Annotated in this window: 26 protein-coding genes; 10 read left to right on the top strand and 16 right to left on the bottom strand. The window is 69.7% G+C overall.

What is annotated here, in order from left to right; all coding sequences use genetic code 11:
• The first annotated feature begins 98 nt into the window (after window positions 1-98).
• The gene (maiA, locus tag AB4Z01_RS25295; RefSeq protein ID WP_441698625.1) at window positions 99-752 is read left to right on the top strand and encodes a maleylacetoacetate isomerase; all 654 of its coding nucleotides are present in this window, start codon (window positions 99-101) and stop codon (window positions 750-752) included.
• Window positions 753-758: 6 nt separating this feature from the next.
• Here the strand turns inward: maiA and AB4Z01_RS25290 are convergent, their stop codons facing one another.
• From AB4Z01_RS25290 to phnG, 9 genes are all read right to left on the bottom strand, one after another.
• Window positions 759-1,301, bottom strand: a complete 543-nt coding sequence (locus tag AB4Z01_RS25290) for an MOSC domain-containing protein (RefSeq protein WP_441698624.1) — start codon at window positions 1,299-1,301, stop codon at window positions 759-761.
• Window positions 1,298-2,002 (bottom strand): DUF1045 domain-containing protein, encoded by a 705-nt coding sequence (locus tag AB4Z01_RS25285; protein WP_441698623.1) that lies wholly within the window; start codon window positions 2,000-2,002, stop codon window positions 1,298-1,300. The genes AB4Z01_RS25290 and AB4Z01_RS25285 overlap by 4 nt, the downstream gene beginning before the upstream one ends.
• A gap of 195 nt (window positions 2,003-2,197) precedes the next feature.
• On the bottom strand, window positions 2,198-3,331 hold the full coding sequence (locus tag AB4Z01_RS25280) for an alpha-D-ribose 1-methylphosphonate 5-triphosphate diphosphatase (protein ID WP_441698622.1): 1,134 nt from the start codon (window positions 3,329-3,331) through the stop codon (window positions 2,198-2,200).
• The gene (phnL, locus tag AB4Z01_RS25275; RefSeq protein ID WP_441698621.1) at window positions 3,328-4,035 is read right to left on the bottom strand and encodes a phosphonate C-P lyase system protein PhnL; all 708 of its coding nucleotides are present in this window, start codon (window positions 4,033-4,035) and stop codon (window positions 3,328-3,330) included. Before phnL ends, AB4Z01_RS25280 begins: the two co-directional genes overlap by 4 nt.
• 3 nt (window positions 4,036-4,038) lie before the next feature.
• Window positions 4,039-4,818: a phosphonate C-P lyase system protein PhnK gene (gene phnK, locus AB4Z01_RS25270; RefSeq protein WP_441698620.1), complete on the bottom strand. Its 780-nt coding sequence runs from the start codon at window positions 4,816-4,818 to the stop codon at window positions 4,039-4,041.
• Window positions 4,815-5,759 carry an alpha-D-ribose 1-methylphosphonate 5-phosphate C-P-lyase PhnJ gene (locus tag AB4Z01_RS25265; protein WP_441698619.1) on the bottom strand — a complete coding sequence of 315 codons (945 nt, stop codon included), beginning with the start codon at window positions 5,757-5,759 and terminating at the stop codon, window positions 4,815-4,817. Before AB4Z01_RS25265 ends, phnK begins: the two co-directional genes overlap by 4 nt.
• A gap of 156 nt (window positions 5,760-5,915) precedes the next feature.
• Window positions 5,916-7,028 carry a carbon-phosphorus lyase complex subunit PhnI gene (locus AB4Z01_RS25260; RefSeq protein ID WP_441698618.1) on the bottom strand — a complete coding sequence of 371 codons (1,113 nt, stop codon included), beginning with the start codon at window positions 7,026-7,028 and terminating at the stop codon, window positions 5,916-5,918.
• Window positions 7,029-7,032: 4 nt separating this feature from the next.
• The gene (gene phnH / locus AB4Z01_RS25255; protein WP_441698617.1) at window positions 7,033-7,638 is read right to left on the bottom strand and encodes a phosphonate C-P lyase system protein PhnH; all 606 of its coding nucleotides are present in this window, start codon (window positions 7,636-7,638) and stop codon (window positions 7,033-7,035) included.
• Window positions 7,635-8,090, bottom strand: a complete 456-nt coding sequence (phnG, locus tag AB4Z01_RS25250) for a phosphonate C-P lyase system protein PhnG (RefSeq protein ID WP_441698616.1) — start codon at window positions 8,088-8,090, stop codon at window positions 7,635-7,637. The genes phnH and phnG overlap by 4 nt, the downstream gene beginning before the upstream one ends.
• A gap of 94 nt (window positions 8,091-8,184) precedes the next feature.
• Here phnG and phnF point away from each other — a divergent pair, with 94 nt between their 5' ends.
• Entirely contained in the window at window positions 8,185-8,937 is a 753-nt protein-coding gene (gene phnF, locus AB4Z01_RS25245) for a phosphonate metabolism transcriptional regulator PhnF (RefSeq protein WP_441698615.1), read from the top strand.
• Between the two features lie 9 nt (window positions 8,938-8,946).
• On the opposite strand, the gene AB4Z01_RS25240 is transcribed toward phnF, so the two are convergent.
• From AB4Z01_RS25240 to AB4Z01_RS25230, 3 genes are all read right to left on the bottom strand, one after another.
• The gene (locus tag AB4Z01_RS25240; protein ID WP_441698614.1) at window positions 8,947-9,285 is read right to left on the bottom strand and encodes a hypothetical protein; all 339 of its coding nucleotides are present in this window, start codon (window positions 9,283-9,285) and stop codon (window positions 8,947-8,949) included.
• A gap of 220 nt (window positions 9,286-9,505) precedes the next feature.
• Window positions 9,506-10,840 carry an oxalate/formate MFS antiporter gene (gene oxlT, locus AB4Z01_RS25235; RefSeq protein WP_441698613.1) on the bottom strand — a complete coding sequence of 445 codons (1,335 nt, stop codon included), beginning with the start codon at window positions 10,838-10,840 and terminating at the stop codon, window positions 9,506-9,508.
• A gap of 425 nt (window positions 10,841-11,265) precedes the next feature.
• Window positions 11,266-13,059 carry a cation:proton antiporter domain-containing protein gene (locus tag AB4Z01_RS25230; RefSeq protein ID WP_441698612.1) on the bottom strand — a complete coding sequence of 598 codons (1,794 nt, stop codon included), beginning with the start codon at window positions 13,057-13,059 and terminating at the stop codon, window positions 11,266-11,268.
• Window positions 13,060-13,304: 245 nt separating this feature from the next.
• On the opposite strand from AB4Z01_RS25230, the gene AB4Z01_RS25225 reads away from it, so the two are divergent.
• Complete coding sequence (locus AB4Z01_RS25225) at window positions 13,305-13,724, top strand: VOC family protein (protein WP_429230218.1); 420 nt, start codon at window positions 13,305-13,307, stop codon at window positions 13,722-13,724.
• Window positions 13,725-13,749: 25 nt separating this feature from the next.
• Window positions 13,750-14,496, top strand: coding sequence for a C13 family peptidase (locus AB4Z01_RS25220; protein ID WP_441698611.1), 747 nt, complete (start codon window positions 13,750-13,752; stop codon window positions 14,494-14,496).
• 38 nt (window positions 14,497-14,534) lie between these two features.
• On the opposite strand, the gene AB4Z01_RS25215 is transcribed toward AB4Z01_RS25220, so the two are convergent.
• Both AB4Z01_RS25215 and AB4Z01_RS25210 read right to left on the bottom strand, forming a co-directional pair.
• Entirely contained in the window at window positions 14,535-15,506 is a 972-nt protein-coding gene (locus AB4Z01_RS25215; RefSeq protein ID WP_441698610.1) for an MBL fold metallo-hydrolase, read from the bottom strand.
• Window positions 15,503-16,387, bottom strand: coding sequence for an alpha/beta fold hydrolase (locus AB4Z01_RS25210; protein ID WP_441698609.1), 885 nt, complete (start codon window positions 16,385-16,387; stop codon window positions 15,503-15,505). Before AB4Z01_RS25210 ends, AB4Z01_RS25215 begins: the two co-directional genes overlap by 4 nt.
• Window positions 16,388-16,525: 138 nt before the next feature.
• On the opposite strand from AB4Z01_RS25210, the gene AB4Z01_RS25205 reads away from it, so the two are divergent.
• Window positions 16,526-17,425 carry a LysR family transcriptional regulator gene (locus AB4Z01_RS25205; protein ID WP_441698608.1) on the top strand — a complete coding sequence of 300 codons (900 nt, stop codon included), beginning with the start codon at window positions 16,526-16,528 and terminating at the stop codon, window positions 17,423-17,425.
• Here AB4Z01_RS25205 and AB4Z01_RS25200 read toward each other — a convergent pair.
• Window positions 17,422-17,949: a GNAT family N-acetyltransferase gene (locus tag AB4Z01_RS25200; protein WP_441698607.1), complete on the bottom strand. Its 528-nt coding sequence runs from the start codon at window positions 17,947-17,949 to the stop codon at window positions 17,422-17,424. The two genes, AB4Z01_RS25205 and AB4Z01_RS25200, sit on opposite strands and share 4 nt — an antisense overlap.
• Window positions 17,946-18,884, bottom strand: coding sequence for a GntR family transcriptional regulator (locus AB4Z01_RS25195; protein ID WP_441698606.1), 939 nt, complete (start codon window positions 18,882-18,884; stop codon window positions 17,946-17,948). Before AB4Z01_RS25195 ends, AB4Z01_RS25200 begins: the two co-directional genes overlap by 4 nt.
• A 153-nt stretch (window positions 18,885-19,037) precedes the next feature.
• On the opposite strand from AB4Z01_RS25195, the gene AB4Z01_RS25190 reads away from it, so the two are divergent.
• The 5 genes from AB4Z01_RS25190 to AB4Z01_RS25170 are packed head-to-tail and all read left to right on the top strand — an operon-like array spanning window position 19,038 to window position 25,245.
• The gene (locus AB4Z01_RS25190; RefSeq protein ID WP_441698605.1) at window positions 19,038-20,183 is read left to right on the top strand and encodes a C45 family autoproteolytic acyltransferase/hydolase; all 1,146 of its coding nucleotides are present in this window, start codon (window positions 19,038-19,040) and stop codon (window positions 20,181-20,183) included.
• Window positions 20,184-20,227: 44 nt separating this feature from the next.
• On the top strand, window positions 20,228-21,784 hold the full coding sequence (locus AB4Z01_RS25185; RefSeq protein ID WP_441698604.1) for an ABC transporter substrate-binding protein: 1,557 nt from the start codon (window positions 20,228-20,230) through the stop codon (window positions 21,782-21,784).
• A gap of 25 nt (window positions 21,785-21,809) precedes the next feature.
• Window positions 21,810-22,751 (top strand): ABC transporter permease, encoded by a 942-nt coding sequence (locus AB4Z01_RS25180; protein ID WP_441698603.1) that lies wholly within the window; start codon window positions 21,810-21,812, stop codon window positions 22,749-22,751.
• Complete coding sequence (locus tag AB4Z01_RS25175) at window positions 22,748-23,605, top strand: ABC transporter permease (protein ID WP_441698602.1); 858 nt, start codon at window positions 22,748-22,750, stop codon at window positions 23,603-23,605. Before AB4Z01_RS25180 ends, AB4Z01_RS25175 begins: the two co-directional genes overlap by 4 nt.
• Window positions 23,602-25,245: an ABC transporter ATP-binding protein gene (locus AB4Z01_RS25170; protein ID WP_441698601.1), complete on the top strand. Its 1,644-nt coding sequence runs from the start codon at window positions 23,602-23,604 to the stop codon at window positions 25,243-25,245. Before AB4Z01_RS25175 ends, AB4Z01_RS25170 begins: the two co-directional genes overlap by 4 nt.
• Window positions 25,246-25,401: the final 156 nt, after the last annotated feature.

The following is a 25,401-nucleotide window of genomic DNA, read 5'->3' as shown; positions in this document are numbered from 1 at the left end:
GCCTACAGGAAGGTCGGGAACGGGGAGCCGGCGGCTCCCAACTGTAGGATGGCCGGGCCGACCGGCCATCCCCACCCGATTCCATGACAGGACGCCTCATGATCCGGATGTACGGCTTCTGGCGCTCGGCCGCTTCCTTCCGCGTTCGCATTGCGCTGAACCTGAAGGGGCTCGCCTATGAGGAGACGATGATCGATCTCGACGCCGGCGAGCAGCACGCGCCCGGCTATCGCGCGGTCAATGCCCAGTCGGTCGTGCCCTCCCTCTTCGTCGATGACGGCCCGCCCCTCACCCAATCCCTGGCGATCCTCGAATATCTGGAGGAGACGCATCCGCAGCCGGCGCTGCTGCCGGCGGATGCCCGCGGGCGATCGCGGGTGCGGTCCCTGGCGCTGCTGTTCGCGGCCGACCACCATCCGCTGATCGTGCCACGCGTGCGCCGTTATCTCGCCGACGAGCTGCAGATCGACGAGGCGCGGCGGACGGGCTGGCTCCGCCACTGGTTCCGGGAAGGCCTGGTGCAGGCGGAGCGGCGGCTGTCGACGGAGCCGGACACAGGCCGGTTCTGCCATGGCGACACACCCGGCATGGCGGATCTCTGCCTGATCAGCCAGGTCGCCGGCGCCCGCGGCTTCCAGGTCGACACCGCGGAGCTGCCCACCGTGCACCGGATCGCGGAGGCTTGCCTGGCGCTGGACGCCTTCGCCCGCGCCCATCCGCTGCGCCAGCCGGGCGCGCCGGCGTCACATTAGGGCAGGTCAGACCCGCTCCAGCGGGCGGTGCGGTTCCGGCGGCAGCTCGATCCCGATCGGATCGCCGGGGCGCACCGTGCCGCCGGACAGGACGATGCCCATCACCCCGGCCTTGCGCACCAGGTTGCCGGCCTCGTCCCGGCCCAACACCAGCTTCAGCAGCCCCTGCTGGAAGCCGTCGATCTGGCTGCAGGGGTTGCGCAACCCGGTGATCTCGACCACCGCCTCGGCGCCGAGCCGCAGCTTGGCGCCGGTCGGCAGGCTCAGCAGGTCGATGCCGCGGGTGGTGACGTTCTCCCCCAGGTCGCCGGGCACCACGGTGAAGCCGGCGGCCGCCAGCTCGTCATGCAGCTCGCCCTGGATCAGATGCACCTGGCGCAGATTGGRCTGGGTCGGGTCGACCCGCACTCGCGAGCGGTGCTTCACCGTGACGCCGATATGAGCGTCGCCCTCGACCCCGAGTCCGGCCAGCAGCCGGATCGCATCGAGCACCGGCTTGCTGAAGCCGTGGATCGGGCTGAGGCCGACCGCCGTGACCACCGCGGTCATGCCGATGCCCCCGTCAGCGGATAGCGGCCGGTGACGAGGAACGGGGACTTCCGGTCGGCCTGCTCATACACCGCGATCGCATCGATGCGCAGCGGATCGACGCAGACCGGTGCGGTCCGCTCGGCCAGCACGGCGCGGACGCGGTCATGCTCGGCCTTGTCGGTCAGGCGGGCGGTCAGGGTCATGTGGAAGCGGAACTCGTCGAACACATAAGGGTAGCCCCAGCGCTCGAGATGCCGGTCCTGCGCCGGGGTCAGCGGCGACCGGCGCCGCCGCTCCAGCTCCGCGGCCGTGAGCGGCGCGCGGAACCGGTCGAAGGCCTCKACGCAGGCATCGGCCAGGGCGTGCACCTCGGGCGCCGCGACCGACGGCACCAGAGCCAGAAAGCCGCCGATCGAGGCCAGCGCCAGCGCTGGGCCCGTCGCCGGGGCGTGGCCGGCGGCGAAAGCTTCGGCCTCCGCGTGCAGCGCCTCGCCCGGCACTCCCTCGGTGAGGGCGAAGGGCGCCTTCAGCGTGGCGTGAAAGCCGTAGTGGCGGGCATCCGCGGTGATCGCGTGGAACCGGTCCGGGTCGATGCCGTCGAGCCGCGGCTGCGGCCGTGCCTCCCCGGTCTCCGGATCGCGGCCCAGCAGCTCGGCGCCGAGCTCCGCCAGCGCGGATGCGGGAGGCGGTGCGAAGTAGATCGCGTAGCGTCGAGTCATGTCGTCTCAAGCATCGGATAAGCAGAAAGTTCGCGTTGCCTCTCCCGCCTGGCGGGAGAGGTCGGGCTCGCGCAGCGAGACCGGGTGAGGGCTGGCCCGGGCCTCGACAAAGAACCCTCACCCGGAGCCGCTTCGCGTCTCCGACCTCTCCCGCAAGCGGGAGAGGCAACGCGTTGGTTCATCGGCACGGCCAGCTCACGCAACCCGCTTGCCGGCACGCCAGACGGCACGGATGTGCGGCACGCCGTCGATCAGGCGGAAGCGGACGAGGTCGGCCCGCAGCCCGGGCGCGATCCGGCCGCGGTCGTCAAGGCCCGCCGCCTTGGCCGGGTTGGCGCTGACCAGCGCCATCGCCCCCGGCAGGCCGAGCCCGACCGGCGCGTCGGCCAGCAGGCAGACGGCGTGCAGCATGCTGATCGGCACATAGTCGGAGGCGAGAATGTCGAGCAGCCCGGCCGCCGCGAGATCGGCCGCGCCGACATTGCCGCTGTGCGAGCCGCCGCGGACCACGTTCGGCGCGCCCATCAGGATCGACAGGCCGTGGCTGCGCGCCGCCTGGGCGGCGCTGGCCGTGGTCGGGAACTCCGAGATCGAGACGCCGAGCGACACCGCCTCGTCGACATGGGCCGGGGTCTCGTCGTCATGGCTGGCCAGGGCCAGGCCGCGGCCGCGGGCGAGCTCGGCGATGGCGAGGCGGTGCCGGTGGGCATGCGCCTCCTGCGACTCCTGGCGCTGCTTCATCAGCACGTCCAGCTCCGCCTCGCTGTAGCGGTGGCGGTTGGCCTGGCGCCACTTCTCGACCTGGGCGTACTGCCGCTGGCCGGGCGTGTGGTCCATGATCGAGAGCAGCCGCACCGCCGGGTCGTCGACCAGCACCGACAGGTAGTCGAGCACATGCGGGTCTGCGACCTCGCAGCGCAGGTGCAGGAAATGGTCGGCCCGCAGCATGTCCTGGCGGCGCGCCGCCTCCAGCCCGTCGACCATCGGCCGCAGCAGATCGCCGCGCGGCACGCCCTTGTGCTCGCCCATCAGCGACAGGCTGTCGAACACGGTGGTGATGCCGGCGGTGGCGACCTGGGCGTCATGCGCCATCGCCGCCGAGACGTTGTTCCACATCACGCCCGGCCGCGGCGCCACATGGCGCTCGAGATGGTCGGTGTGCAGGTCGATCATGCCGGGGATCAGGTAGTCGCCGCCGGCATCGTCGCCGGCCTGGGACGCCCCCTCCTCCACCGCCACGATATGGCCGTCCTCGACCCGTAGCGTTCCGGTGACGACGGCCTCGGGGGTGACGATCCGGGCATTCGAGAAGATCAGATCCGTGCTCATGCGGCCGCCTTGTAGAGCGTGACGTCGAAGATCCGGGTCGCCACCCGGTCGCGCACCGCCGTGTCGTGGAAGATCCCGACGATGGCGGCGCCGCGTGCCTTGGCCTCCTCGATCAGCTCGATGACCACGCGCCGGTTGTCGGCGTCGAGCGAGGCCGTCGGCTCGTCGAGGAGGAGGATGGGATACTCCATCGCGAAGCCATGCGCGAGATTGACCCGCTGCTGTTCGCCGCCGGAAAAGGTGGCGGGCGGCAGCGACCACAGGCTCTCGGGCAGGTTCAGCCGGGCCAAGAGCGTGCGGGCGCGGCGCTCGGCCTGCGCCTCGGCGACGCCGGAGGCCAGCATCGGCTCCTTGACGATCTCCAGCGTCGGCACGCGCGGGATCACCCGCAGGAACTGGCTGACATAGCCCAGTGTCCGGCGCCGGATCTCGAGGATCCGGCGCGGCGTCGCGGCGGTGATGTCGACCGGCGCGCCCTCGTGCCGGATCAGAACCCGCCCGGCCGAGGCCAGGTAGTTGCCGTAAAGGGTGCGCATGAAGGTGCTCTTGCCGGCGCCGGACGCGCCGCCCAGCACGACGCATTCGCCCGCGGCCACGGTGAAGTCGACGCCGTCGAACACCGGCAGCCGCACGCCCCCTTGGTTGTGCAGCACGAAGGTCTTGGACAGGCCGGAGACCTCGATCATCGGAACCGTGTTCGGCATGGCTCAGACCTGCAGGACGGAGGAGACGAGGAGCTGGGTGTAGGGGTGCTGCGGGTCGTCCAGCACCTGGTCGGTCAGGCCGGTCTCCACCACCCTGCCGTGCCGCATCACCATCAGGCGGTCGGCCAGCAGGCGGGCGACGGCAAGGTCGTGGGTGACCAGCACCACGGCGATGCCGAGCCGGCGCACCAGCCCGCGCAGCAGGTCCAGCAGCCGGGCCTGGACCGAGACGTCGAGACCGCCGGTCGGCTCGTCCATAAACACCAGGCGCGGGTTGGTGACCAGGTTGCGGGCGATCTGCAGCCGCTGCTGCATGCCGCCGGAATAGGTCGCCGGCCGGTCGTCGATGCGGCCGAGGTCGAGCTCGACCTTTTCCATCCAGTCCTGCGCCTGGCCGCGGATGCGGCCATAGTGCCGGGCGCCGACCGCCATCAGCCGCTCGCCGACATTGGCGCCGGCGCTGACATCCATGCGCAGCCCGTCGCGCGGGTTCTGATGCACGAAGCCCCAGTCGGTGCGGGCCAGCATCCGCCGCTCCGGCTCCGACAGCGCGTAGATGTCGATCAGGCCGCGGACCCGGGTGTCGAAGGCGACCGTGCCGGCGCTGGGCGCCAGCCGGCCCGAGATGCAGTTGAGCAGCGTGGTCTTGCCCGAGCCGCTCTCGCCGACGATGCCCAGCACCTCGCCGGGCGACATCTCGAAGGAGACGTCGCGGCAGGCGGCGACGGTGTCGCCGTACAGCTTGGTCAGGCCCTCGACCCGCAGCAGGATGTCGCCGCTCATGCCTCGGCTCCCCTCGGCTCATGAGCCTGCTCGACCGCGCGGTTGTACGCGGCCAGCGCCTCGCCGCTCAGGGCGCCGTGATGGCCGGCGTCGCGCCGGGTGCGGCAGTGATGGCTGTCGGAGCAGACGAACATGTGCCCGCCGGCATCGTCGAGCACGACCTCATCGAGATAGCTGTCCTCGGCGCCGCACAGGGCGCAGGGCTGGTCCCAATGCTGGATGTCGAAGGGATGGTCCTCGAAATCCAGGCTGACCACCCGGGTGTGGGGCGGGATGGCGTAGATCCGCTTCTCGCGCCCCGCCCCGAACAGCTGCAGGGCCGGGTTCATGTGCATCTTCGGATTGTCGAATTTCGGGATCGGCGACGGCGACATCAGATATCGGCCATGCACCATCACCGGATAGGAGTAGGTGGTGGCGATATGTCCGTAGCGCGCGATGTCCTCATACAGGCGGACATGCATCAGCCCGTAATCGGCATAGCCGTGCATCAGCCGGGTCTCGATCTCGCGCGGCTCGAGCTGCCGCAGCGGCTCCGGCTGCGGCACCTGGTAGACCAGGATCTGGCCCTCCACCAGCGGCTGCTCCGGGATGCGGTGGCGGGTCTGGATCACCGTGGCGTCGCCGGTGTCCTCGGTCGTGGCGACACCGGCAACGCGGGCGAAGAAGCGGCGGATGTTGACGGCGTTGGTGGTGTCGTCGGCGCCCTGGTCGATCACCTTCAGCACGTCGTCCGGGCCGATGATGCTGGCGGTGACCTGGATGCCGCCCGTGCCCCAGCCATAGGGTACCGGCATCTCGCGGCCGCCGAACGGCACCTGGTAGCCGGGGATCGCCACCGCCTTCAGCAGCGCCCGGCGGATCATCCGCTTGGTCTGCTCGTCGAGATAGGCGAAGTTGTAGCCGGGATCGCGGGTCACGCTGGTCGCTGCGTCAGACATCGCTCTGCCCCCTCACCCATTTTCCTTCTTTGTCATCCCCGCGAAAGCGGGGATCTCGCAACGCACTCACCGGCGGGAGATTCCCGCTTTCGCGGGAATGACGGCCAAGGGGAAGAAGCCAGACCGCCATCCTGCGGGGAAAACCAATGTCGGCGCTCATTCCGCCGCCTCCTTCCGGGTGTCGTCAGCCTCGCGGGCGCGCTGCTCATGCTTCGCCCGCAGCCGGCGGATCAGCTCCAGCTCGGCCTGGAAGTCGACATAGTGCGGCAGCTTGAGATGCTGCACGAAGCCCGAGGCCTCGACATTGTCGCTGTGTGCCAGCACGAATTCCTCGTCCTGGGCCGGATAGCGCGCGTCCTCACCCAATTCGCGACCACGCAGCGCCCGGTCGACCAGCGACATCGCCATGACCTTGCGCTCGCAATGCCCGAAGGCCAGGCCGTAGCCGCGGGTGAACTGCGGCGGCGCCGATTTCGACCCGGCGAACTGGTTCACCATCTGGCATTCGGTGACGGTGACCTCGCCGATCTCGATCGCGAAGCCCAGCTCCTCCGGCACGATCTCGACCGCCACCTCGCCCAGCCGGATCTCACCGGCGAAGGGGTGGTTGCCGCCATAGCCGCGCTGCACCGAATAGCCCAGCGCCAGCAGAAAGCCCTCATCGCCCCGCGCCAGGTTCTGCAGCCGCTGGTCGCGATCGGCCGGCAGGCTCAGTGGATCGCGGGTCAGGTCGACCGGCTCATGCCCTTCCGGCGCCTCGGCCTCGCGCTCGATCAACCCCTCGCGGTTGAGGATCTCGACCACGCGCGGCACCGGCCCATCGGGCCCCGCCTCGCCCTCCGGCGCCGCCGGCGGCTCGCCCGCGGCGGCCAGGGCGAAGTCGATCAGGCGGTGGGTGTAGTCGTAGGTCGGCCCCAGGATCTGGCCGCCCGGAATGTCCTTGTAGGTGGCGGAGACGCGGCGTCGCACCGTCATCCGGGCGGTGTCGACCGGCTCCGACACGGCGAAGCGCGGCAGCGTGGTGCGGTAGGCGCGCAGCAGGAAGATCGCCTCGACCAGGTCGCCCTGCGCCTGCTTGATCGCCAGCGCCGCGAGATCGCGGTCGTACAGCGAGCCCTCGGCCATCACCCGGTCGACGGCCAGGCCCAGTTGCTCGCGGATCTGGTCCGGGGCGATCTCGGGCACCGCCGGATCGCCGCGGCGGGTCTCCGCCACCAGCGCCTGGGCGTTCTCGATCGCGCGTTCGCCCCCCTTGACGGCGACATACATCGGATCAGCCCTCCCAGCGGGTGGTGCGCGGCAGGCCCAGCATCCGGTCGCCGCAGGTCAGCAGACAATCGACGCCGAGCGGATAGGCGGCGCCATTGGCCGCCCAGTCCTCGCGGAACCAGGCCGGCAGGCCGGCGATCCGGATGGGCTCGGCCGCGGCGATTCCGGGGCCGGTGAAGCATCCGGCCTGCGGCCCGTCCAGCGCCGGCACCTCGACCACCAGCGTCGCCGAGCGGTCGGGGTAACGGTCCTCGCCCAGAGCCAGGCCGCCGAGGCGCGGCAGGCTCGCGGCATCGGCCACCAGCAGGAAGGCCGCCGCGGCCGGATCGGCGACCAGGGGCGAGCCGGTGTGGAAGCGCAGGAAGCTCTGCACCGCCGGAGTCGACAAGGCGGGGTCGAGCCAGACCGGTGTGTCGAAATCGACCAGGGTCAGCGCCGCCGCCGTCATGGCGCGGCCGAGCGGAGCCGGCGCCGCGACCGGCTCCGGGCACGCCACCGGCTGGCCGGGGCGGGACATGGCGTCGAGCACGGCACGGAACACCGACTGGCTGCCGAGCACCGGGTCGGCGAAGCCGGGCAGCAGCGCCGCCGGATCGAGGATCGCTGTCATCGCGGATTCTCCCCGCGCACCATGGTGAAGAAGTCGACGCGGGTCGCCGCCGCCTTGCGCCGGGCCACGGCATGAGCCTCGGCCTGCGCTGCGCGCAGCGGCGCGATCAGTGCGGCGTCGACGGCGTCGCGCCGATCGGTCTGCAACAGGGCGTCGGCGCGGGCCGCAATCTCGGCATGTCGCCGGTCGCGGCCGGCGACATAGGCGAAGCCCAGCACCTCGCTGCCATCCAGTCGAACGGTGCAGCGGGTCACCGTCATCTCGCCGAGCGAGAAGGCCATGCCGTCGCCGCCGGCGCGGCCGCGCACCATCACCATGCCGGTCTCGGCCGGCCGCAGCGTGGTGAAGTCGGCCCCGTCCCCGAGGTCTGCCCACAGGCGCTGCAGTGTTGCCGGATCCGATTTGGCCAGCACGGCCATCCAGTCCCGGCGCTGTTCGGTTTCGTTGGTCATAGACCGATCAACCTATTGCACATTCATCTAGTCATCCGTATGTTTAGATCATGGACGAGATTCGACGACAGCCGCAAGTCGGCAAGGATGAAATTTGCGTGACGGCATCGGCATGACTCCGCGCACCTCGCTCAGCCGCGGTGCCGGTGTCGCCCTGTGGCGCCAGATCAGCGAGGCGCTGGAGCTTGAGATCCGCGACGGCGTGCACGCCGCCGGCGCCCGGCTGCCGACCGAGGCGGAACTGTCGGAGCGGTTCGGCGTCAATCGCCACACGGTGCGGCGGGCCATGGCGGAGCTTGAGGAGCGCGGCCTGATCGACGTCACCCAGGGCCGCGGTACCTTCGTCCATCTCGGCGCCATCGCCTATCTGATCGGCCGGCGCACCCGCTTCCACGAGAACATGCGGCGGGAGAACCGCTCCGCCCGGCTGGAACTGCTGGACTCGGCGAATGAAATGGCCTCGGCTGCGGTCGCGCGGGAGCTGGAGGTGCCGGCCGGAACGCCGGTGATCCGGCTGGACACCCGGTCGCATGCCGACGGGCTGCCGCTGAGCCTCGCCAGCCACTACTTCCCGGCGGCGCGCTTTCCGGGGCTGGTCGAGATCTTCCGCGAGACCGGATCGGTGACCGCGAGCTTCGCCCGCTTCGGCATCGCCGACTACACCCGCCGGCGCACCCGGGTCTCGGCCCGGCTGCCGGATGCGCGCGAGCAGCGGCTGCTCGAAATCACCCGCACCCGGCCGGTGATGGCGACCGAGGCGATCAATGTCGACGCCGGGGGCGCGGTGGTCGAGTTCGGCCTGTCCAGCTTCGCCAGCGATCGGATCCAGCTGGTGTTCGAGAGCTGAGAGGCGGCTTCAGAAGCCACCGAAGGTACAGGCCCCGCGGTTGCCGAAGCCCGCGGCGGCAGCGAGGAAGACCAGGATCGCCGCGACGGCCACGATAGTCCGCAGCCAGTTGCGGGTCGGCTGGCGGCGGATGGCCAGCACCAGCGCGCCGGCCAGCAGCGCCAGGGTCGCCGGCCAGACGAAATAGCCGGCCACGACCAGGACCAGGACCGCCCAGCTCAGCGGGTCGCCGGAGGTGCAGCTCGCCAGCGTGAACGCCAGCGCCGCCGCGAACAGCCAGGCCAGCACCACCACGATGTTGAGCAGGAACCGGCCGAGGATGTGGATGATGCTGACGGTGTCGGACATGGCCGCATCGTCCCGCCGGATTGTGGCGGATCTGCGAAGCGGAGCGATACGGTTCGTGGCGCCTCGCCGAAACGGAAAACCGGCCGGGAGGGTGTCCTCCCGGCCCGGCTCCTCCATCCCGCGGAGCAGTCGCTCCGAAAATCCCCGACCGCCCTCGGGACGGTTTGTGCGGCCGGGTCAGGTCCTGTAGGGCCGGCAAGCGCCGGCCCGGTCGGGGAGCCTAGTTCGCGCTGGCAAGCCGGCCGCTGTGGCTGGCCGCCCGCGGCGGCTCGGCCGTCGCCAGGGCCGAGGCATTGCGGGCATGGTGGCGCTGCAGCATGGGCCGCAGGATCACGATCGCCGTGAACGCCGCGATCAGGTCCATCACCGCCACGGTGTACAGCACCGTCGACCAGGTGCCGGTCGCCTCCATCAGCAGGTTGCCGAACGGCACCAGCAGAGCGGCGACGCCCTTGGCGCAGTACAGCACGCCATAGATCTTGCCGACATGCTTGGTGCCGAAGGTGTCGCCCGCGGTGGCGCTGAACAGCGAGTAGACCTCGCCCCAGGCCAGGAACACCACGCCCGACAGGATCAGGAAGGCCCAGGGATTGTGGCCGAAGGTGCCGAGCGCGACGATGCCGATGCCTTCCATGGTGAAGGCGATGAACATCGTCTTCTCGCGCCCGATATGGTCGGACACCCAGCCGAAGAAGGGCCGCGAGATGCCGTTCATGATGCGGTCCAGCATCAGGGCGAAGGGCAGCGCCGCCATGGTGAAGAAGAACAGGTTCACCGGCATGTCCTTGACGCCGAGATCCTGGGCGATGACGCCGAGCTGGGCGACCGCCATCAGGCCGCCGGTGACGGTGCAGATGAACATGAACAGCATGACGTAGAAGACCGGCGTCTGCAGCGCCTCACCCAGCGTGTAGTCGCGCCGCGACTGGGCGACCTTGGTCGAGTGCTTCACCTCCTCCTTGCCCGGGGCGCGCAGGAACCAGGCGGCGGCGAAGATGATGCTGCCCTGGATCAGGCCGAACCAGAAGAAGGCGGTCTGATAGCCCGACCCGGCGATGACGCTGGCGATCGGGATGATGGTCAGGGCCGAGCCGGCGCCGTAGCCGCCGGCGGTCAGGCCCACGGCCAGGCCGCGCCGGTCCGGGAACCATTTCAGCGCGGCGTTGACGCAGGTGGCATAGACGCAGCCGACGCCGATGCCGCCGATCGCGGCGCCGACATAGAAGCCGGTCAGCGAGGTGGCGTAGGAGTTCACGACCCAGGACAGGCCGGTCATCACGCCGCCCACCAGCACCAACGCGCGGGGGCCGTATTTGTCGATGAAATACCCCTCGATCGGGGTCAGCCAGGTCTGGACGACGACGAAGATGGTGAAGGCGGTCTGGATCGCGGCGCGGCTCCAGCCATAGGTCTCCTGGATCTCCGGAACGAACAGGGTCCAGGCGTACTGGATGTTCGCGGCAGCGACCATGCAGACGATGCCGGCGATCAGCTGAATCCAGCGATTCGCGGGCGCTCTCCCCGTCCCGGCGCTCGCGTTGGAAATCGCACTCATGGCGATGGCTCTCCCAGTGTCTCGTTGCACTCGTTCGGCCGGTCGTTGACTGCCGGCGGTTCATTGGCCCGCGATGCTCACCCTTGGCGGTGGCTGCGGGATCGGGCCGGTCCTCCGGGGCCTCCGGAGAGCCGGCCCTGCCTGATCCCGAGCCGTCGGGCAGAGCCTGCAAAGGCGTAGGGCGCTGAGCGCCAATCGAGTCATGGAGGAAGTCCGGCGCTGAGCGCCGCTTTGGCATCGAAGCCGGGCCGACACGTCGCGTCGCCCGGAGGCATGATCGGCGGCGGTGCGGGCCGACAATATCTTCTGCGTCGGCGGTTCCGCCTATGACCAGTCATGATCGGCAGGATTCCAACTGGTATACAAAATGTAATATGTCTGAACCCACCCGGCCGCGCAACAGATTTGCGACCGGTCCGAAACGGTCACGCCGTCTGGGTGATTTCAGGCGGTCTCGCCTCGTCCGCCACCAGGGCTTCCGCCATGCCGCGGGCGATCTCACGCTCGCCCATGATCACCGCGTCAGCGCCGAGGCTGCGCAGATGCTCGACCTCCGCGTCCGAATGCGCCCGGGCGATGATGGCGATGCCGGGGTTGGCGGCGCGCGCCTGGGCGACGATCTGGCCGGCCTCGAAGGCGTTCGGGACGGCGACGGCCAGCTGCCGCGCCCCCGGCAAATTGGCCAGCCCCAGCACCTCCGGCACCGCGGCGTTGCCGATGATGGTCTCGACCCCGGCCTCACGCAGCCGGGCCAGGGGCTGGTCGGCGTCTTCGATCACCACGAAGGGGCGGCCCGAGGCCTGTAGCGCCGCGCCGATCAGGCTGCCGACGCGGCCGTAGCCGACCAGCACGACATGATCCGTGAGCGCGGTCGGCAGCGCCGGCTCTTCCAGCGTGGCCGGCTCGGGCGCGGGCGCTGCGGCGGGCGCAGGCTCGGCCGACGGCGTCTCCTCGGCCGGGATGGCCGGGCCGCCCGCCGGGACCGGAACCGGTCCCAGGCGCTCGAGCAGCGGCCGCAGCCGGCCGAAGAGGTTGAACACCACGGGGTTGAGCAGGATCGACAGGATCGCGCTGCCCAGGATCAGGTCGCGCCCGGCCTCCGGCAGCAGGCCGAGCTTCACGCCGAGCTCGGCCAGGATGAAGGAGAACTCGCCGATCTGCGCCAGGCTGGCGGAGATCAGCAGCGCGGTCGTCACCGGATGGCCGAAGATCCGGACGATGACGAAGGCGGCGACCGACTTGCCGATGACGATGATGAACACCGCTGCCAGCAGCGGCAGCGGGTCGCGCCACAGGCTGGTCGGGTCGAACAGCATGCCGACAGAGACGAAAAACAGCACCGCGAAGGCGTCGCGCAGCGGCAGCGTCTCCTGCGCCGCGGCGTGGCTCAGCTCGGATTCGGCCAGCACCATGCCGGCGAAGAAGGCGCCCAGCGCCAGCGACACGCCGAACAGCTTGGCCGAGCCGAAGGCGACGCCGAGCGCGAGCGCCAGCACCGCCAGCCGGAACAGCTCGCGCGACCCGGTGTGGGCGACGTAGTGCAGCACCCAGGGGATCACCCGCCGGCCGACCACCAGCATCAGCGCGACGAAGGCGGCGACCTTGACCAGGGTCAGCGCCAGGATGCCGCCGACGCCGAGGTCGAGGCCGAGCGAGACGGCGAGCGGATCGGAGCCGAGGTCGGTGTCGCCGTTGACCAGCCCGGCCAGCGCCGGCAGCAGCACCAGGGCCAGGACCATCGCCAGGTCCTCGACGATCAGCCAGCCGACGGCGATGCGGCCGCGCTCGGTCTCCACCAGCCGGCGCTCCTGCAACGCGCGCAGCAGCACTACGGTGCTGGCGACCGACAAGGCGAGGCCGAAGACCAGCCCGGCCGGGATGGTCCAGCCCAGCATCAGCGCCAAGCCGAGGCCAAGGGCGGTGGCGAAGCCGATCTGCACCACGGCGCCGGGCACCGCGATCGCGCGCACCGACAGCAGGTCCTTCAGCGAGAAGTGCAGCCCGACACCGAACATCAGCAGGATGACGCCGATCTCGGCCAACTCGGGCGCCAGCGCCTGGTCGGCGACGAAGCCCGGCGTGTGCGGCCCGACCAGGATGCCGGCCAGCAGATAGCCGACCAGCGGCGGCGCCTTGATCCGGTTGGCGAGGGCCCCGAAAATGAAGGCAAGGCCGAGGCCGGCGACGATGGTGGCGATCAGGGGGGTGTCGTGCGGCATGGATGCGCCTCGGCCTCCGGAGCAGAGATGGTCGGGGATGCATCGGCCGGGCCGACACTGCTCCATCATTTATGAACGACGGGGCCGATCACAACCTCTGTTATGCGCTGTCACGAGATTTTCTCCGCCTCGGCTGAATGGCGGAGCGACTTGTCAGACAGCCGCCGGGCGACGATGGTAGCGCGGGTCCGGACTGCCTCGGACGATCCGACACCCGCCGCCGCGAACCCGCGAGAGGATGGAAGATGAAATACCTGCATACCATGGTCCGCGTCACCGACCTGGAGCAGTCGCTGCACTTCTACCGCGACCTGCTGGGCCTGAAGGAGACCCGCCGCATCGAGAACGAGAAGGGCCGCTTCACGCTGGTCTTCCTCGCCCCGCCGGGCCAGGAGGACGCGCCGATCGAGCTGACCTACAACTGGGACCCCGAGGTCTACACCGGCGGCCGCAACTTCGGCCACCTGGCCTATCAGGTCGACGACATCTACGAATTCTGCGACCGGCTGCAGAAAGCGGGTGTGACCATCAACCGGCCGCCGCGCGACGGGCACATGGCCTTCGTCCGCTCGCCGGACAACATCTCGATCGAGATCCTGCAGAAGGGCGGCTCGAAGCCGCCGGCCGAGCCCTGGGCATCAATGCCGAACACCGGCGCCTGGTAGGCCGGACGATGGGGAGAGGGCACGGATGAGACCGGCGCTATCGCTTCGCATCGCCCTCCTCGCGGCGCTGCTGTCGGGCTGTGCCGGCCAGGCCGTCCCCTCCCCTTCCGTCGCCGCGACCGACGCGCCGCTGCGCTGGAAGGCGCTGCTGGTCGCGGCCGACGACGCCGAGCCGGTGTTCGACAACGGCGTCGACGCGCTGCGGCGCAGTCTGCTGTCCTTCGGCGTGGCGCCGGCCGACATCGCCGTGCTCAAGGCCGATGCGCACCAGCCGGCCACCGTCGCGACCAAGACGAATTTCGACCGCGCCATGACCGGTCTGGCCGGCCCCGCCGGAACCGGCTGCTTCGTCTATCTCACCTCGCACGGCGTCGAGGGTCGCGGGCTGTTCGCCGCCGCCGATGATGCGGTGATTCCGCCGGCCTATCTGGCCCAGGCGCTGGACGGCGCCTGCGCCGGCCGGCCGACCGTTCTGGTCACGTCCGGCTGCTACTCCGGGATCTACACCGACACGCCGGCGCTGACGACGCCGGACCGGATCGTGCTGACCGCGGCCCGGGCCGACCGTCCGTCCTTCGGCTGCGGTGCCGACGACCGCTACACCTATTACGACGAATGCTTCCTCGATTCGCTGAAGCGCGGCGCGGCCTGGACCGTGATCGCGACGGACATCTCCGGCTGCGTCGCCCGGCGCGAGCGGGCCAAGCACTTCCAGCCCTCCCAGCCGCAATCCGCCTTCGGCCGCGACGTCGCCGGGCTGACGGCGTTCTGACGTCCAGGCCGGGATCGAACCTCGAAGGCGGACCTTCATCAGACGCCTTCGTAGACGAGCCTCGTGAAGAAATCGGGCCCGATCACGAACCGACCCCATTTTGCATCGTAGGCAGCGGTCGGCTTGGCCGCGACGATCTCCTCGAGCGGCCGGCCCTGCCGTTTCAACGCGGCGACGTTGTCCCGGATTGCAACGAGCATGTCGCGATAGGCCTGGAACTCGGACCGGTTGCTGACCGGCTGGCCGTGACCCGGGATGATGATCGTCTGGTCGGTGGTCGCGGCCAGGGTGGCCTCGGCGCCGCGGATCGTCCCGTCGATGCTGCCGCCGGTCGAATAGTCGATGAACGGGTAGATCCCGTTCCAGTAAATGTCGGCGGCGTGGACGATATCGGCCTCGGCGAAGGTGACGGATATGTCGCTGTCGGTGTGGGCCGGGCCGTAATACTTCAGCGTAAGCGTCGAACGATTCAGCTGCACGGTGCGATCCGAGGCAAAGACGTCGACAGGGATGGCGCCGGGAGGTGATGCCGGGAAGTCGAAGTCCCAATCCTCGACGCGCTGGGCCGAGAGCAGGTGCTTGCGCGTGTTCTCGTGCGCCAGGATCGCCGCGCCCTCCGAATGCAGCCATTCGTTGCCGTCGGCATGGTCGAAGTGCCAATGGGTGTTGATCAGATGCGTGACCGGCTCGGGTCCCAACCCGGCGAGAGCTTTGGTGAGCTGCGGGCGGGAGGCGGTGATGCCGGCGTCGACCAGCAGCTTGCCGTCCGGGCCAGTGAGTACGGCGATATTGCCGCCCGAGCCTTCGAGCACGCTGACATTGCCGCGCAGGGTATGGACCTGGATCGGCGCCGTCGCCGCCGCGGCGCGGATCGTGTCGACGATGCCGCGGGCCTCGGCGAAGACCTGGCGCGGAGTCAGCCAGCCGCCGCCGGCGGCGAAGGCGGCCGAGCCGGCGCAGCACAGGCAGAAGCCGCGACGCGACAGGCCAGGATGATGGGCTTGGGTCATGGCCGGCCGATCTTCCGGTCGAGGAAGTCGCGGATCAGGGGGAAGATCTCGTCCGCCTTGTCCTCCAGCGCGAAGTGGCCGGTGTCGAACAGGTGGAACTCCAGGTCCGACAGGTCGCGCTTGTAGGGATGGGCGCCATCGGCCGGAAAGATCTTGTCGTTCTGGCCCCAGACCAGCAGCGTCGGCGGCTTGCGTTCGCGGAAGAAGGCCTGGAACTGGGGATAGAGCGGGACGTTGCTGCCGTAGTCCCGGAACAGGTCGAGCTGGATGTCCGCGTTCCCCGGCCGGTCCAGCAGCGCCTGGTCATGGACCCAGTTGTCGGGGGAGATGCGCGAGACGTCGCTGACGCCGTCGGTGTACTGGAACTTCGTCGTCTCCGGCGCCACCAGGAAGGCCAACGCCTCGCGCCGCGCTGCCGACCCGTCCGCCCAATACGCCTTGATCGGATCCCAGAACTCCTTGAGGCCCTCCTCATAGGCGTTGCCGTTCTGGATGATCAGCGCGCTGACCCGCTCCGGGTGTTTCAGCGCCAGGCGGTAGCCGACCGGCGCGCCGTAATCCATCACATACATGGCATGGCGCCGCACGCCGAGCTGCCCCAGCAGCCCATCCATCAGGTCGGCGTAATGGCCGAAGCTGTAGGTGAATTCCCTGTGGTCGGGCATCGCGCTCTGGCCGAAGCCGGGATAATCCGGCGCGATCACGCGGTAGCGGTCGGCGAGCGCGGGGATCAGGTTGCGGAACATGTGCGACGAGGTCGGGAAGCCGTGCAGCAGCAACACCGCCGGCGCATCGGCCGGGCCGGCCTCGCGGTAGAAGATGTCGACGCCGTCCACGGTGGCCGTGCGGTGAAGGGTGACGGCCGGTCTCGTCGCTGACATCTCTATCCTCCTCATTCTGGCGGGGTTGCAGAGGGCGTTCGCTGCAGAAAGCTACGGCTTTGTCCCGACCGCCAGAACACCTATCCTCGGAAAGCTTTTCTTTCGCCAGCCGCAAGGACGATGGATCGACTCGACGCCATGCGCGTGTTCGTCGCCAGCCTCGATGAAGGCAGCCTTGCCGGCGCGGGACGCCGGCTGGGCCGGTCACCAGCTGCGGTCACCCGCGCGATCGCCTTTCTCGAGCGCCAGGTCGGCGTCCAGTTGCTGCATCGGAGCACTCGCGGCCTGAGGCTGACCGATGCCGGCGAACGCTATGCCGCGGCCTGCCGGCGCATGCTGACCGACCTCGAGGAAGCCGACCTGTCGGTGGCCGGCGAACAAGCCGTGCCGCGCGGCCCGTTGACGATCACGGCGCCGGTGATGTTCGGGACCCATATCCTGCGCCCGATCATCGGCGCGTTCCTGAGAGACCACCCCGAGGTCCAGATCCGTCTCTTGCTGCTGGACCAGATGATCAACCTGATCGAGGAAGGCGTGGACGTAGCGCTGCGGATCGCGGCCTTGCCGGATTCGGCGATGATCGCGCTGCATGTCGGCGACGTCAGGCGCGTGCTCTGCGCCTCGCCGGACTACCTTGCGAACAGGCCGCCGATCACGGCCCCCGCCGACCTTTCAGACCATGACTGCATTGCGATCGCCCAGCTGAGCCCGAACGAGATCTGGAGCTTCCCACCCGCGCCGGGACAGCGGGTGAACCGGAATGTCCGGGTGCGCCCGCGCCTGACGGTGAATGCGGATCAGGCGGCGGTCGATGCCGCCGTCGACGGCGAGGGCGTGCTCCGCATCATGTCGTATAAGATCGATCGCCATGTGCGGGAGGGACGCCTCGTCATCCTGCTGCCGGAAGACGAGCTGCCGCCGTTGCCGGCCCATCTCGTCATTCCCGAAGGCCGCCTGGCCAGCGCCAAGGTCAGGGCCTTCGTGGATTTCGTCGCGGCCAGGCTCCGCTCCGAATTCATCAGGATGGACCAGCCTTAGCCGGTCACCGGCCGCCGCATGAATAGGCGCGGGATGATGTCGATGCCCTTGCCGGCGATCATGTCGCGGATCGCGGCGAGGCCGGGGCCGAGATCCTCATCCGGCATCGGTACGAAGCCGAGCCGGGCGTAATAGGGCGCGTTCCAGGGCACGTCGCGGAAGGTCGACAGGGTCAGATCCGGCAGCCCCCGCTCCCGGGCCACGGCGTCGAGCCGCTCGATCAGCGCCGCGCCCAGGCCGCGGCGGGCGTGGTCGGGATGGACGTCCAGCTCCTCGATATGCAGCGTGCCGTCGATCTCGCTGAACAGGGCGAAGGCGACCGGCCGGTCGGCGGCATCGGCCGTGACCAGCAGCCGCCCCTGCCGCGCCCGCAGCATCACTTCCTGCCGCTCCGCCGGATCGAGCGCCGCGATCTCCGGCAGGCCGACCTCGCGGAACTGCAACGCCGCCGCGACCTCGATGGCGCGGACGACGTCGACCTCGTCCGAGCGGCCCGGGCGGATGCGATAGGGCACCGCCGTCATGCGCTCAGCTCGGCCCGCTGCTTGCCCTCCGCCGCGGCATCGCCGGCATAGGTGCCGGCGGCCAGCGCCAGATGGCGGTGCAGCAGCGCCGCGGCCCACTCGACCTCGCCGGCCTCGAGCGCGTCGAGGATCGCCAGATGCTCGCGGCAGGACTGCTCGACCCGGCCCTGCGGCAGCTGCACGAAATCGGCATATTCCTGCATCCGGCGCAGGGCGTTCTGCTGCCGCACCGCCTGCAGGAAGAAGCGGTTGCCGGACGAGGCGGCCAGCATCTCGTGGAAGGCGGTGTTGACCCGGAACCACTCGTCGGTGCCGACGCCGCCGGCGGCCCGGGCCATGATGTCCTCATGCGCCCGGCGCAGCTGCTGCAGCCGGTCGGGGTCGATCCGGAAGCCCGGCTGACGCAGCGCCGCGCACTCCACCACCATGCGGAACTGATAGCTCTCATTCACCGCCTCGTCGGTCTCCAGGCTGTCGACGAAGCGCCAGCCATGGCCGCGCTGGCGTTGCACCAGCCCTTCGGCGGCAAAGCGCATCAGCACCTTGCGGACCACCCCGCGCGACGCGCCGTAGCGGGGGATCAGCTCGGCCTCCGACACCTCCTGCGGCAGGCGGCCATTGGCGCGGTCGGTCATGATCGCGACATAGACCTCCTCGCCCTCCGAGCGCGGGATCAGCTTGGCGATCTCGTCGTCCCCGGGCCGGCGCAGCACCACGAAACCGCGGCCGGACGACGCCTCCAGGATCCCTTGCGCCACCAGCAGGTCGAGCGCGCCGCGGATCGGCGAGCGCGACACGCCGAGCGTGCGGGCCAGCGCCTGCTCGGACACCCGCATGCCGGGCCCCCATCCCTCGTCGCGCATCCGCTCGACGATCTGCCGGGCCAGTTCCAATTGCAGCGGGCTCGCCCGCTCCGCCGCTTCCGCCGCTGACACGCTGTGCTCCACGCTGTGCTGCCCCTCCATGATAGCGATCGCGCGACGCGGGAAAAGGGCGTGCGGCGAGCATGTAAAAATCTTTCAACTTCGCAGCATGCCCGAGAAAAGTGTTTTTCGTCTCCATAAAGCGCACTACGGTGTGACCATCCGATGACAACGGGTCTGCCGAACATGACGCCCTTCCCCTTCGTCGACATCCACGGCACGCCGCGCGAGCGCGGCCGGCAATACGGCGCCGCCGCGGCCGACCGCACCCGCAAGAGCGTCGAGGTCTATGCCCGGCAGCTGCGGGACCTGGGCTATGACTGGGCGCAGATCCGCGGCTTCGTCGCCGACTTCCTGCCGAAGATGGACGACTTCGCGCCCGAGCTGATCGAGGAGATGCGTGGCATCGCCGAGGGGGCCGAGCTCGACTTCGAGGCGGTGGCGCTGATCAACTGCCGCACCGAGGTGATGCAGCTGGCGCACCGGCGCAAGGGGCTGGCCGAGGACGATCCGGACGGCTGCACCGGCGCGGTGATCATGGGATCTGCCAGCGCCGACGGCCAGTTGATCCACGGCCAGAACTGGGATTGGCGGGCGGAATGCGCCGAGACCGCGATCGTGCTGCGGGTGCGGCGCGAGGACGGGCCGGACGTGCTGACCTTCACCGAGGCCGGCGGCCTGGCCCGCAACGGGCTGAACTCGGTCGGCACCGCGATCACCGCCAACTACCTGGAATCCGACCGCGACTACAAGCTGGGGGTCGGCGTGCCGCTGCCGCTGATCCGGCGCAAGGCACTGGAGCAGGAGCATTTCGCCCTGTCGATGCGGATCGTGGCGACGACGGCGAAATCCGCCTCGAACAACATGATCCTGAGCAATGCCGGCGGCTTCGCCATCGACTTCGAATGCGCGCCGGACGAGACCTTCCCGCTGTATCCCGAGGACGGGCTGCTGGTCCACGCCAACCATTGGCGCAGCTCGGTGGCGCTGGCGAAGCTGAAGGAAGCCGGCATCCCGAGCTCGCCCGAGAGCTATTACCGCGACTGGCGGGTGCAGCAGCATCTCCAGGCCAAGCGCGGCCAGCTGACCGCCGAGGACATGAAGGCGGCGTTCTTCGACGATTTCGGCGCGCCCTACGCTGTGTGCCGGCCGCCGCGGCCGTCGTCGCGGGCCAACCTCTCGGCCACCGTCGCCATGGTGATCATGCGCCCGGCCGAAGGGATCATGGAGGTGGCGCCGCTGCCCGCCCTGAATCGCACCTTTACCACCTACTCGCTCGATCTGTCCCGCCGGACCAAAAACGCGGCCTGAACGCGGTCCGGCCTATTCCAACGCCTCAACACAGGGAGGCCCTGTTGACCCGTCTTTCCCTTCTTGCACTCGCGGCGGCGCTCGTCTCGTCCATTCCGGCCTGGGCGGCGCCGCCCTCCGACACCATCCGCGTGCAGCTGAACGGCGACCTGCGCAGCACCGACCCCGGCACCAAGCGCGACGACAACACCGATGCGGTGATCCTGCATGTCGTCGAGGGCCTCGTCGCCTATCGCGAGGACGCCTCGGTCGGGCCGATGCTGGCCGACAGCGTCGCCGTCTCCGACGACGGCAAGACCTACACCTTCAAGCTGCGCGACGGGATCAAGTTCCACAACGGCGCGCCGATGACCTCGGCCGAGGTGGTGTGGAGCTGGAAGCGCTGGCTCGACCCCAAGACCGAATGGCGCTGCCTGCCGGAATTCGACGGCCGTGGCCGGATCAAGATCGAGGCGGTCGAGGCGCCGGACCCGAAGACCGTCGTGTTCAGGCTGAACGCGCCGAGCGCCCTGTTCCTGACCACCATGGCCCGGACCGACTGCGCTGAGGGCGCCGTGATCCATCCGGATTCGGTGGGACCCGACGGCAAGTGGATCGCCCCGATCGGCACTGGCCCCTTCAAGCTGGAGAAGTGGGAGCCGGCCCAATACGTGCTGCTGAAGCGCTTCGCCGACTACGCCTCGCGCGGTGGTGAGCGCGATGGCTACACCGGCGGCAAGCAGGCGCTGGCCGAGACCGTGCGCTTCACCATCATCGGCGACCCGGCGGCGGCGAAGACGGCGCTCTTGTCCGGCGACATCGATCTGGTGCCGGATGTCAGCATCGCCGACAAGGCCGAGATCGACGGCCAGAAGGGCGTGCACACCCAGCTGGCGCAGACCCTGTCGATGAGCGCCATCCTGCTGCAGACCCGCGACCCGCTGCTGAAGGACGTCCGCGTCCGCCGGGCGCTGGCGCTGGCGATCGACGGCAACCAAATCGCCCAGGCGGTGACCCAGGGCACCTCGCCGCCCAACCCCTCGGTGGTCCCGTCCGCCAGCCCCTACTACACCGATGTCGAGCGCCAGGGTTACGTGCCGAACGTCGAGGAGGCGAAGAAGCTACTGGCCGAAGCCGGCTATACCGGCCAGCCGATCAAGATGCTGGTCAACCGCAAGTACCAAAACGTCTACGACACTGCGATCTTCGCCCAGGCCCTGGCGCAGCAGGCCGGGATCAATATCGAGCTGGAGGTGCTGGACTGGGGCGCCCAGCTGGACCGCTACACTTCCGGCGACTACCAGACCATGTCGTTCAGCTATTCCGCCCGCATGGATCCGGCGCTGAGTTACGAGATGGTCTCCGGCCCGAAGGACAAGCAGCCGCGCAAGGTGTGGGAGAACCCCGAGGCGCTGAAGCTGATCCAGGACGCGATGGTGACCAGCGACCCGAAGCAGCGCCAGGCGATCTTCGACAAGCTGCACCAGATGCAGATCGAGGACGTGCCGCTGATCGTGACCTATAACGGGGCCGAGATCGCCGCGGTCTCCGACCGGCTCGAGGGCTACACGCCCTGGGTGGCGTCGAAGCCGCGGCTGTGGAACGTGGCGATCAAGAACTGAACCGGTCCGCCCGGAGGAGGCCGCGATGCTTCGCTTCCTGCTGCAACGCCTGGGCATGGCGGTGCCGACGCTGCTGATCGTCGCCATCACCGTCTTCGCCCTGATCCGGCTGATCCCGGGCGACCCGGTGACGCTGATGCTGGGCGACATGGCGGACCCGTCCGCCGTCGCCGACCTGCGCCGGTCGCTCGGCCTCGACCAGTCGATCCCGGTGCAGTTCCTGTACTGGCTCGGCCGCGTCCTGTCCGGCGATTTCGGCACCTCGATCAGCACCGGTCAGGCGGTGCTGCCGCTGATCCTGGACCGCTTCTCGGTCAGCGCCACCATCGTGCTGGTGGCGGTGGCTCTGGCCAGCCTGGTGGCCGTGCCCGCCGGCATGATCGCCGCCTGGCGCCAGGACAGCGCGCTGGACCTCACCGTGATCTCCGGCGCCACGCTGCTGCTGTCGATCCCGAGCTTCTGGCTGGGCCTGCTGATGCTGCTGCTGTTCGGGCTGAAACTGCAATGGCTGCCGGTGATCGGCTACGTCCCGTTCGGCGAGGATGCCGGTGCCGCCCTGCTGTACATGATCATGCCGGTGGCGACGCTGGTGCTGGTCGAGACCGGGGTGATCATCCGCATGGCGCGGGCCAGCACGATCGAGGTGATGCGGCTGGAGTACATTACCCATGCCCGGGCCAAGGGGCTGTCGGAGGGTGCGGTGCTGTGGCGCCACGCCTTCCGCACCGCCTTCGCCCCGACCTGGACGCTGATCGGGCTGATGCTGGGCAACCTGCTGGGCGGCATCGCCGTGGTCGAGACCGTGTTCACCATCCCCGGCCTCGGCCGCCTGCTGGTCGATTCGATCTACGCCCGCGACTATCCGGTGGTGCAAGGCTGCCTGCTGTTCGTCGCCGGCATCTATGTCCTGGTGAACCTGTTCGTCGACCTCCTGTATCCCCTGTTCGACCCGCGGGTGACGGCATGAGCGCGCAGGCTGAGACCCCCACCACCCTGGCCCTGCCGAAGCGGCGGCGGATCCACGCCAATGCCGCGATCGGCGGGCTGATCATCGGCGTGCTGGTCGCAACCGCGCTGCTCAGCGTGGTGTGGACGCCCTACGACCCGCTGAAGATCGACATCCTGTCGCGCTTCAAGCCGCCCTCGGCCGCGCATTGGCTGGGCACCGACGAGTTCGGCCGCGACGTGCTGAGCCGGGCGATGAGCGGCGCCGCCACCAGCAGCTGGATCAGCCTCTTGACCGTCGCCACCGCGGTCACCGGCGGCACCCTGATCGGCGTGCTGACCGGCTACATGCGCGGCTGGGTCGACCGCGTCATCATGATGTTCAACGACGCCCTGCTGGCCTTCCCCGGCATCCTGCTGGCGCTCGGCATCATGGCGGTGCTCAGCGCCAACAAATACGGCATCATCCTGGCCCTCGGCCTGGCCTACATGCCCTCCGTCGTCCGCGTGGTGCGCGGCACGGTGCTGTCGATCCGCGGCCGCGAATTCGTCGAGGCGTCGCAGATCATGGGCAATTCCGAGCTGTTCACCATGGCCCGGCACGTGCTGCCGAACTGCATCGCCCCCCTGACCGTGCTGGCCACCAGCATGTTCGGCTGGGTGCTGCTGTCGGAAAGCGCGCTCAGCTTCCTCGGCCTCGGCGTGCCGCCGCCGGCCGCGACCTGGGGCAACATGCTGGCCGCCGCCCGGCCCTATATCGGCACCTCGCCCTGGCTCGGCATCTTCCCCGGCCTGTGCATCTCCCTCACCCTGCTCGGCATCAACCTGTTCGGCGACGCGATCCGCGACCGCCTGGACCCCAGGATGCAGCGATGAGCCCCCTCCTCTCGGTCGAGCATCTGACCATCCGCGCCGGCGACGACGGCCCGGTGGTGGTCGACGACCTGAGCTTCGCCCTGCCGGCCGGCGAGATGCTGGCGCTGGTCGGCGAATCCGGCAGCGGCAAGACCATGGCGGCCCGCGCCATCCTGGACCTGCTGCCGCCGCCGATGCAGCGGATCGCGGGCCGCGTCCGCTTCGACGGCCAGGACCTGGCGGCGCTGCCGCCCAAGGGCCTACGGAAGATCCGCGGCGCCCACATCGGCATGGTGTTCCAGGAGCCGATGGTGTCGCTGAATCCAGCGATGCCGATCGGCCGGCAGATGGCCGAGGCGCTGAAGCTGCATCTGCGCCTGGACGATGCCGAGATTCGGCGCCGCAGCCTGGCGATGCTGGAGCGGATCCGCATCGCCGACCCGGAGCGCTGCCTGTCGGCCTATCCGCATGAATTCTCCGGCGGCATGCGGCAGCGGATCATGCTGGCCTCGGTGATGCTGACCAAGCCGGCCCTGCTGATCGCCGACGAGCCGACCACGGCCTTGGACACGCTGGTGGCGCGCGAGGTGCTGGACCTGATGGTCGAGCTGACGCGCGAGAACGGCACCGCCGTGCTGATGATCAGCCACGACCTGGCGATGGTGGCCCGCTACGCCCGGCACGTGGTGGTGCTGCAGCGCGGCCGCGCCGTCGATGGCGGCTCGACCGAGCAGGTGTTGCTGAGCCCGCGCGACGACTACACCCGCAAGCTGCTGGACGCGCTGCCGAAGCGCGGCGCCGCCCGGCCGCCGGTCGACACCAGCGTGCCACTGATCGCGGTCGAGGACGTCACCATCGACCATGCCGGCCGGCAGCGGCTGTTCTCGCGCACCCCGCCGAAGCGGGCGGTGGACGGGGTCAGCCTGGCGATCCATCCGGGCGAGACGGTGGCGCTGGTCGGCGGCAGCGGCAGCGGCAAGACCACGCTGGGCCGCGCCATCGTGGGCCTGCTGAAGCCGACGGCCGGCCGCATCCTGTTCCGGGGCGGCGATGTCCATGGCGACCGGGACGGCGCCGCGGCGCGGGACCACCGGCTGAACTGCCAGATGATCTTCCAGGACCCGTACTCCTCGCTCGACCCGCGGATGAAGGTCGGCCCGATCGTGGCCGAGCCGCTGCGGCTGGCGCCGGAGATGACGGCCAAGCAGAAGGCCGACCGGCTGGCCGAGACGCTGGTTGATGTCGGCCTGACGCCGGACCATGCAGGGCGCTATCCGCACCAGCTGTCGGGCGGGCAGCGGCAGCGCGTGGCGATCGCCCGCGCCATCATCCGCCGCCCGGCCTTCGTCATCGCTGACGAGCCGGTCTCGGCGCTCGACATGACCGTGCAGAAGCAGATCCTGGAGCTGTTCCGGGTGCTGCAGGAGCGCTACGGCTTCGCCTGCCTGTTCGTGTCGCACGACCTCGGCGCTGTCGAGCAGGTGGCCGACCGGGTGGCGGTGATGCAGTCGGGCAAGATCGTCGAGTCCGGGCCGCGCGACACGGTGTTCGACCACCCGCAGCACGACTACACCCGCGAGCTGCTGGCCGCCGCCCCGGCCCTGCACCGCCTGGACGGCGGCGGCTTCGAGCTGAAGGGCCGGCGCATCGCGGCGGCATAGGATTCCGGTGGCTCATTGCGTTGCCTCTCCCGCCTGGCGGGAGAGGTCGGGCTCGCGCAGCGAGACCGGGTGAGGGCTGGTCCGGCCTCGACGCCCTCCCCTCACCCGGAGGCGCAAGCGCCTCCGACCTCTCCCGCAAGCGGGAGAGGCAAAAAC

Origin of the sequence: Inquilinus sp. YAF38 (genome assembly GCF_052113205.1) — a bacterium.
GTDB lineage: Bacteria > Pseudomonadota > Alphaproteobacteria > DSM-16000 > Inquilinaceae > Inquilinus.
This window is presented reverse-complemented; position numbering and strand designations above follow the sequence as displayed.

Excerpts from the sequence above, each read along its gene's own strand:
- AB4Z01_RS25225 (WP_429230218.1), top strand. The coding sequence starts at position 13,305 with ATGAAATACCTGCATACCATGGTCCGCGTCACCGACCTGGAGCAGTCG.
- AB4Z01_RS25175 (WP_441698602.1), top strand. The coding sequence starts at position 22,748 with ATGAGCGCGCAGGCTGAGACCCCCACCACCCTGGCCCTGCCGAAGCGG.
- AB4Z01_RS25170 (WP_441698601.1), top strand. The coding sequence starts at position 23,602 with ATGAGCCCCCTCCTCTCGGTCGAGCATCTGACCATCCGCGCCGGCGAC.
- phnH (WP_441698617.1), bottom strand. The coding sequence starts at position 7,638 with ATGACAGCGATCCTCGATCCGGCGGCGCTGCTGCCCGGCTTCGCCGAC.
- phnG (WP_441698616.1), bottom strand. The coding sequence starts at position 8,090 with ATGACCAACGAAACCGAACAGCGCCGGGACTGGATGGCCGTGCTGGCC.
- phnL (WP_441698621.1), bottom strand. The coding sequence starts at position 4,035 with ATGCCGAACACGGTTCCGATGATCGAGGTCTCCGGCCTGTCCAAGACC.
- AB4Z01_RS25280 (WP_441698622.1), bottom strand. The coding sequence starts at position 3,331 with ATGAGCACGGATCTGATCTTCTCGAATGCCCGGATCGTCACCCCCGAG.
- AB4Z01_RS25205 (WP_441698608.1), top strand. The coding sequence starts at position 16,526 with ATGCGCGTGTTCGTCGCCAGCCTCGATGAAGGCAGCCTTGCCGGCGCG.
- AB4Z01_RS25200 (WP_441698607.1), bottom strand. The coding sequence starts at position 17,949 with ATGACGGCGGTGCCCTATCGCATCCGCCCGGGCCGCTCGGACGAGGTC.
- AB4Z01_RS25180 (WP_441698603.1), top strand. The coding sequence starts at position 21,810 with ATGCTTCGCTTCCTGCTGCAACGCCTGGGCATGGCGGTGCCGACGCTG.
- AB4Z01_RS25230 (WP_441698612.1), bottom strand. The coding sequence starts at position 13,059 with ATGCCGCACGACACCCCCCTGATCGCCACCATCGTCGCCGGCCTCGGC.
- phnK (WP_441698620.1), bottom strand. The coding sequence starts at position 4,818 with ATGAGCGGCGACATCCTGCTGCGGGTCGAGGGCCTGACCAAGCTGTAC.
- oxlT (WP_441698613.1), bottom strand. The coding sequence starts at position 10,840 with ATGAGTGCGATTTCCAACGCGAGCGCCGGGACGGGGAGAGCGCCCGCG.
- AB4Z01_RS25265 (WP_441698619.1), bottom strand. The coding sequence starts at position 5,759 with ATGTCTGACGCAGCGACCAGCGTGACCCGCGATCCCGGCTACAACTTC.
- AB4Z01_RS25220 (WP_441698611.1), top strand. The coding sequence starts at position 13,750 with ATGAGACCGGCGCTATCGCTTCGCATCGCCCTCCTCGCGGCGCTGCTG.
- AB4Z01_RS25190 (WP_441698605.1), top strand. The coding sequence starts at position 19,038 with ATGACAACGGGTCTGCCGAACATGACGCCCTTCCCCTTCGTCGACATC.
- AB4Z01_RS25240 (WP_441698614.1), bottom strand. The coding sequence starts at position 9,285 with ATGTCCGACACCGTCAGCATCATCCACATCCTCGGCCGGTTCCTGCTC.
- AB4Z01_RS25260 (WP_441698618.1), bottom strand. The coding sequence starts at position 7,028 with ATGTATGTCGCCGTCAAGGGGGGCGAACGCGCGATCGAGAACGCCCAG.
- AB4Z01_RS25210 (WP_441698609.1), bottom strand. The coding sequence starts at position 16,387 with ATGTCAGCGACGAGACCGGCCGTCACCCTTCACCGCACGGCCACCGTG.
- maiA (WP_441698625.1), top strand. The coding sequence starts at position 99 with ATGATCCGGATGTACGGCTTCTGGCGCTCGGCCGCTTCCTTCCGCGTT.
- AB4Z01_RS25215 (WP_441698610.1), bottom strand. The coding sequence starts at position 15,506 with ATGACCCAAGCCCATCATCCTGGCCTGTCGCGTCGCGGCTTCTGCCTG.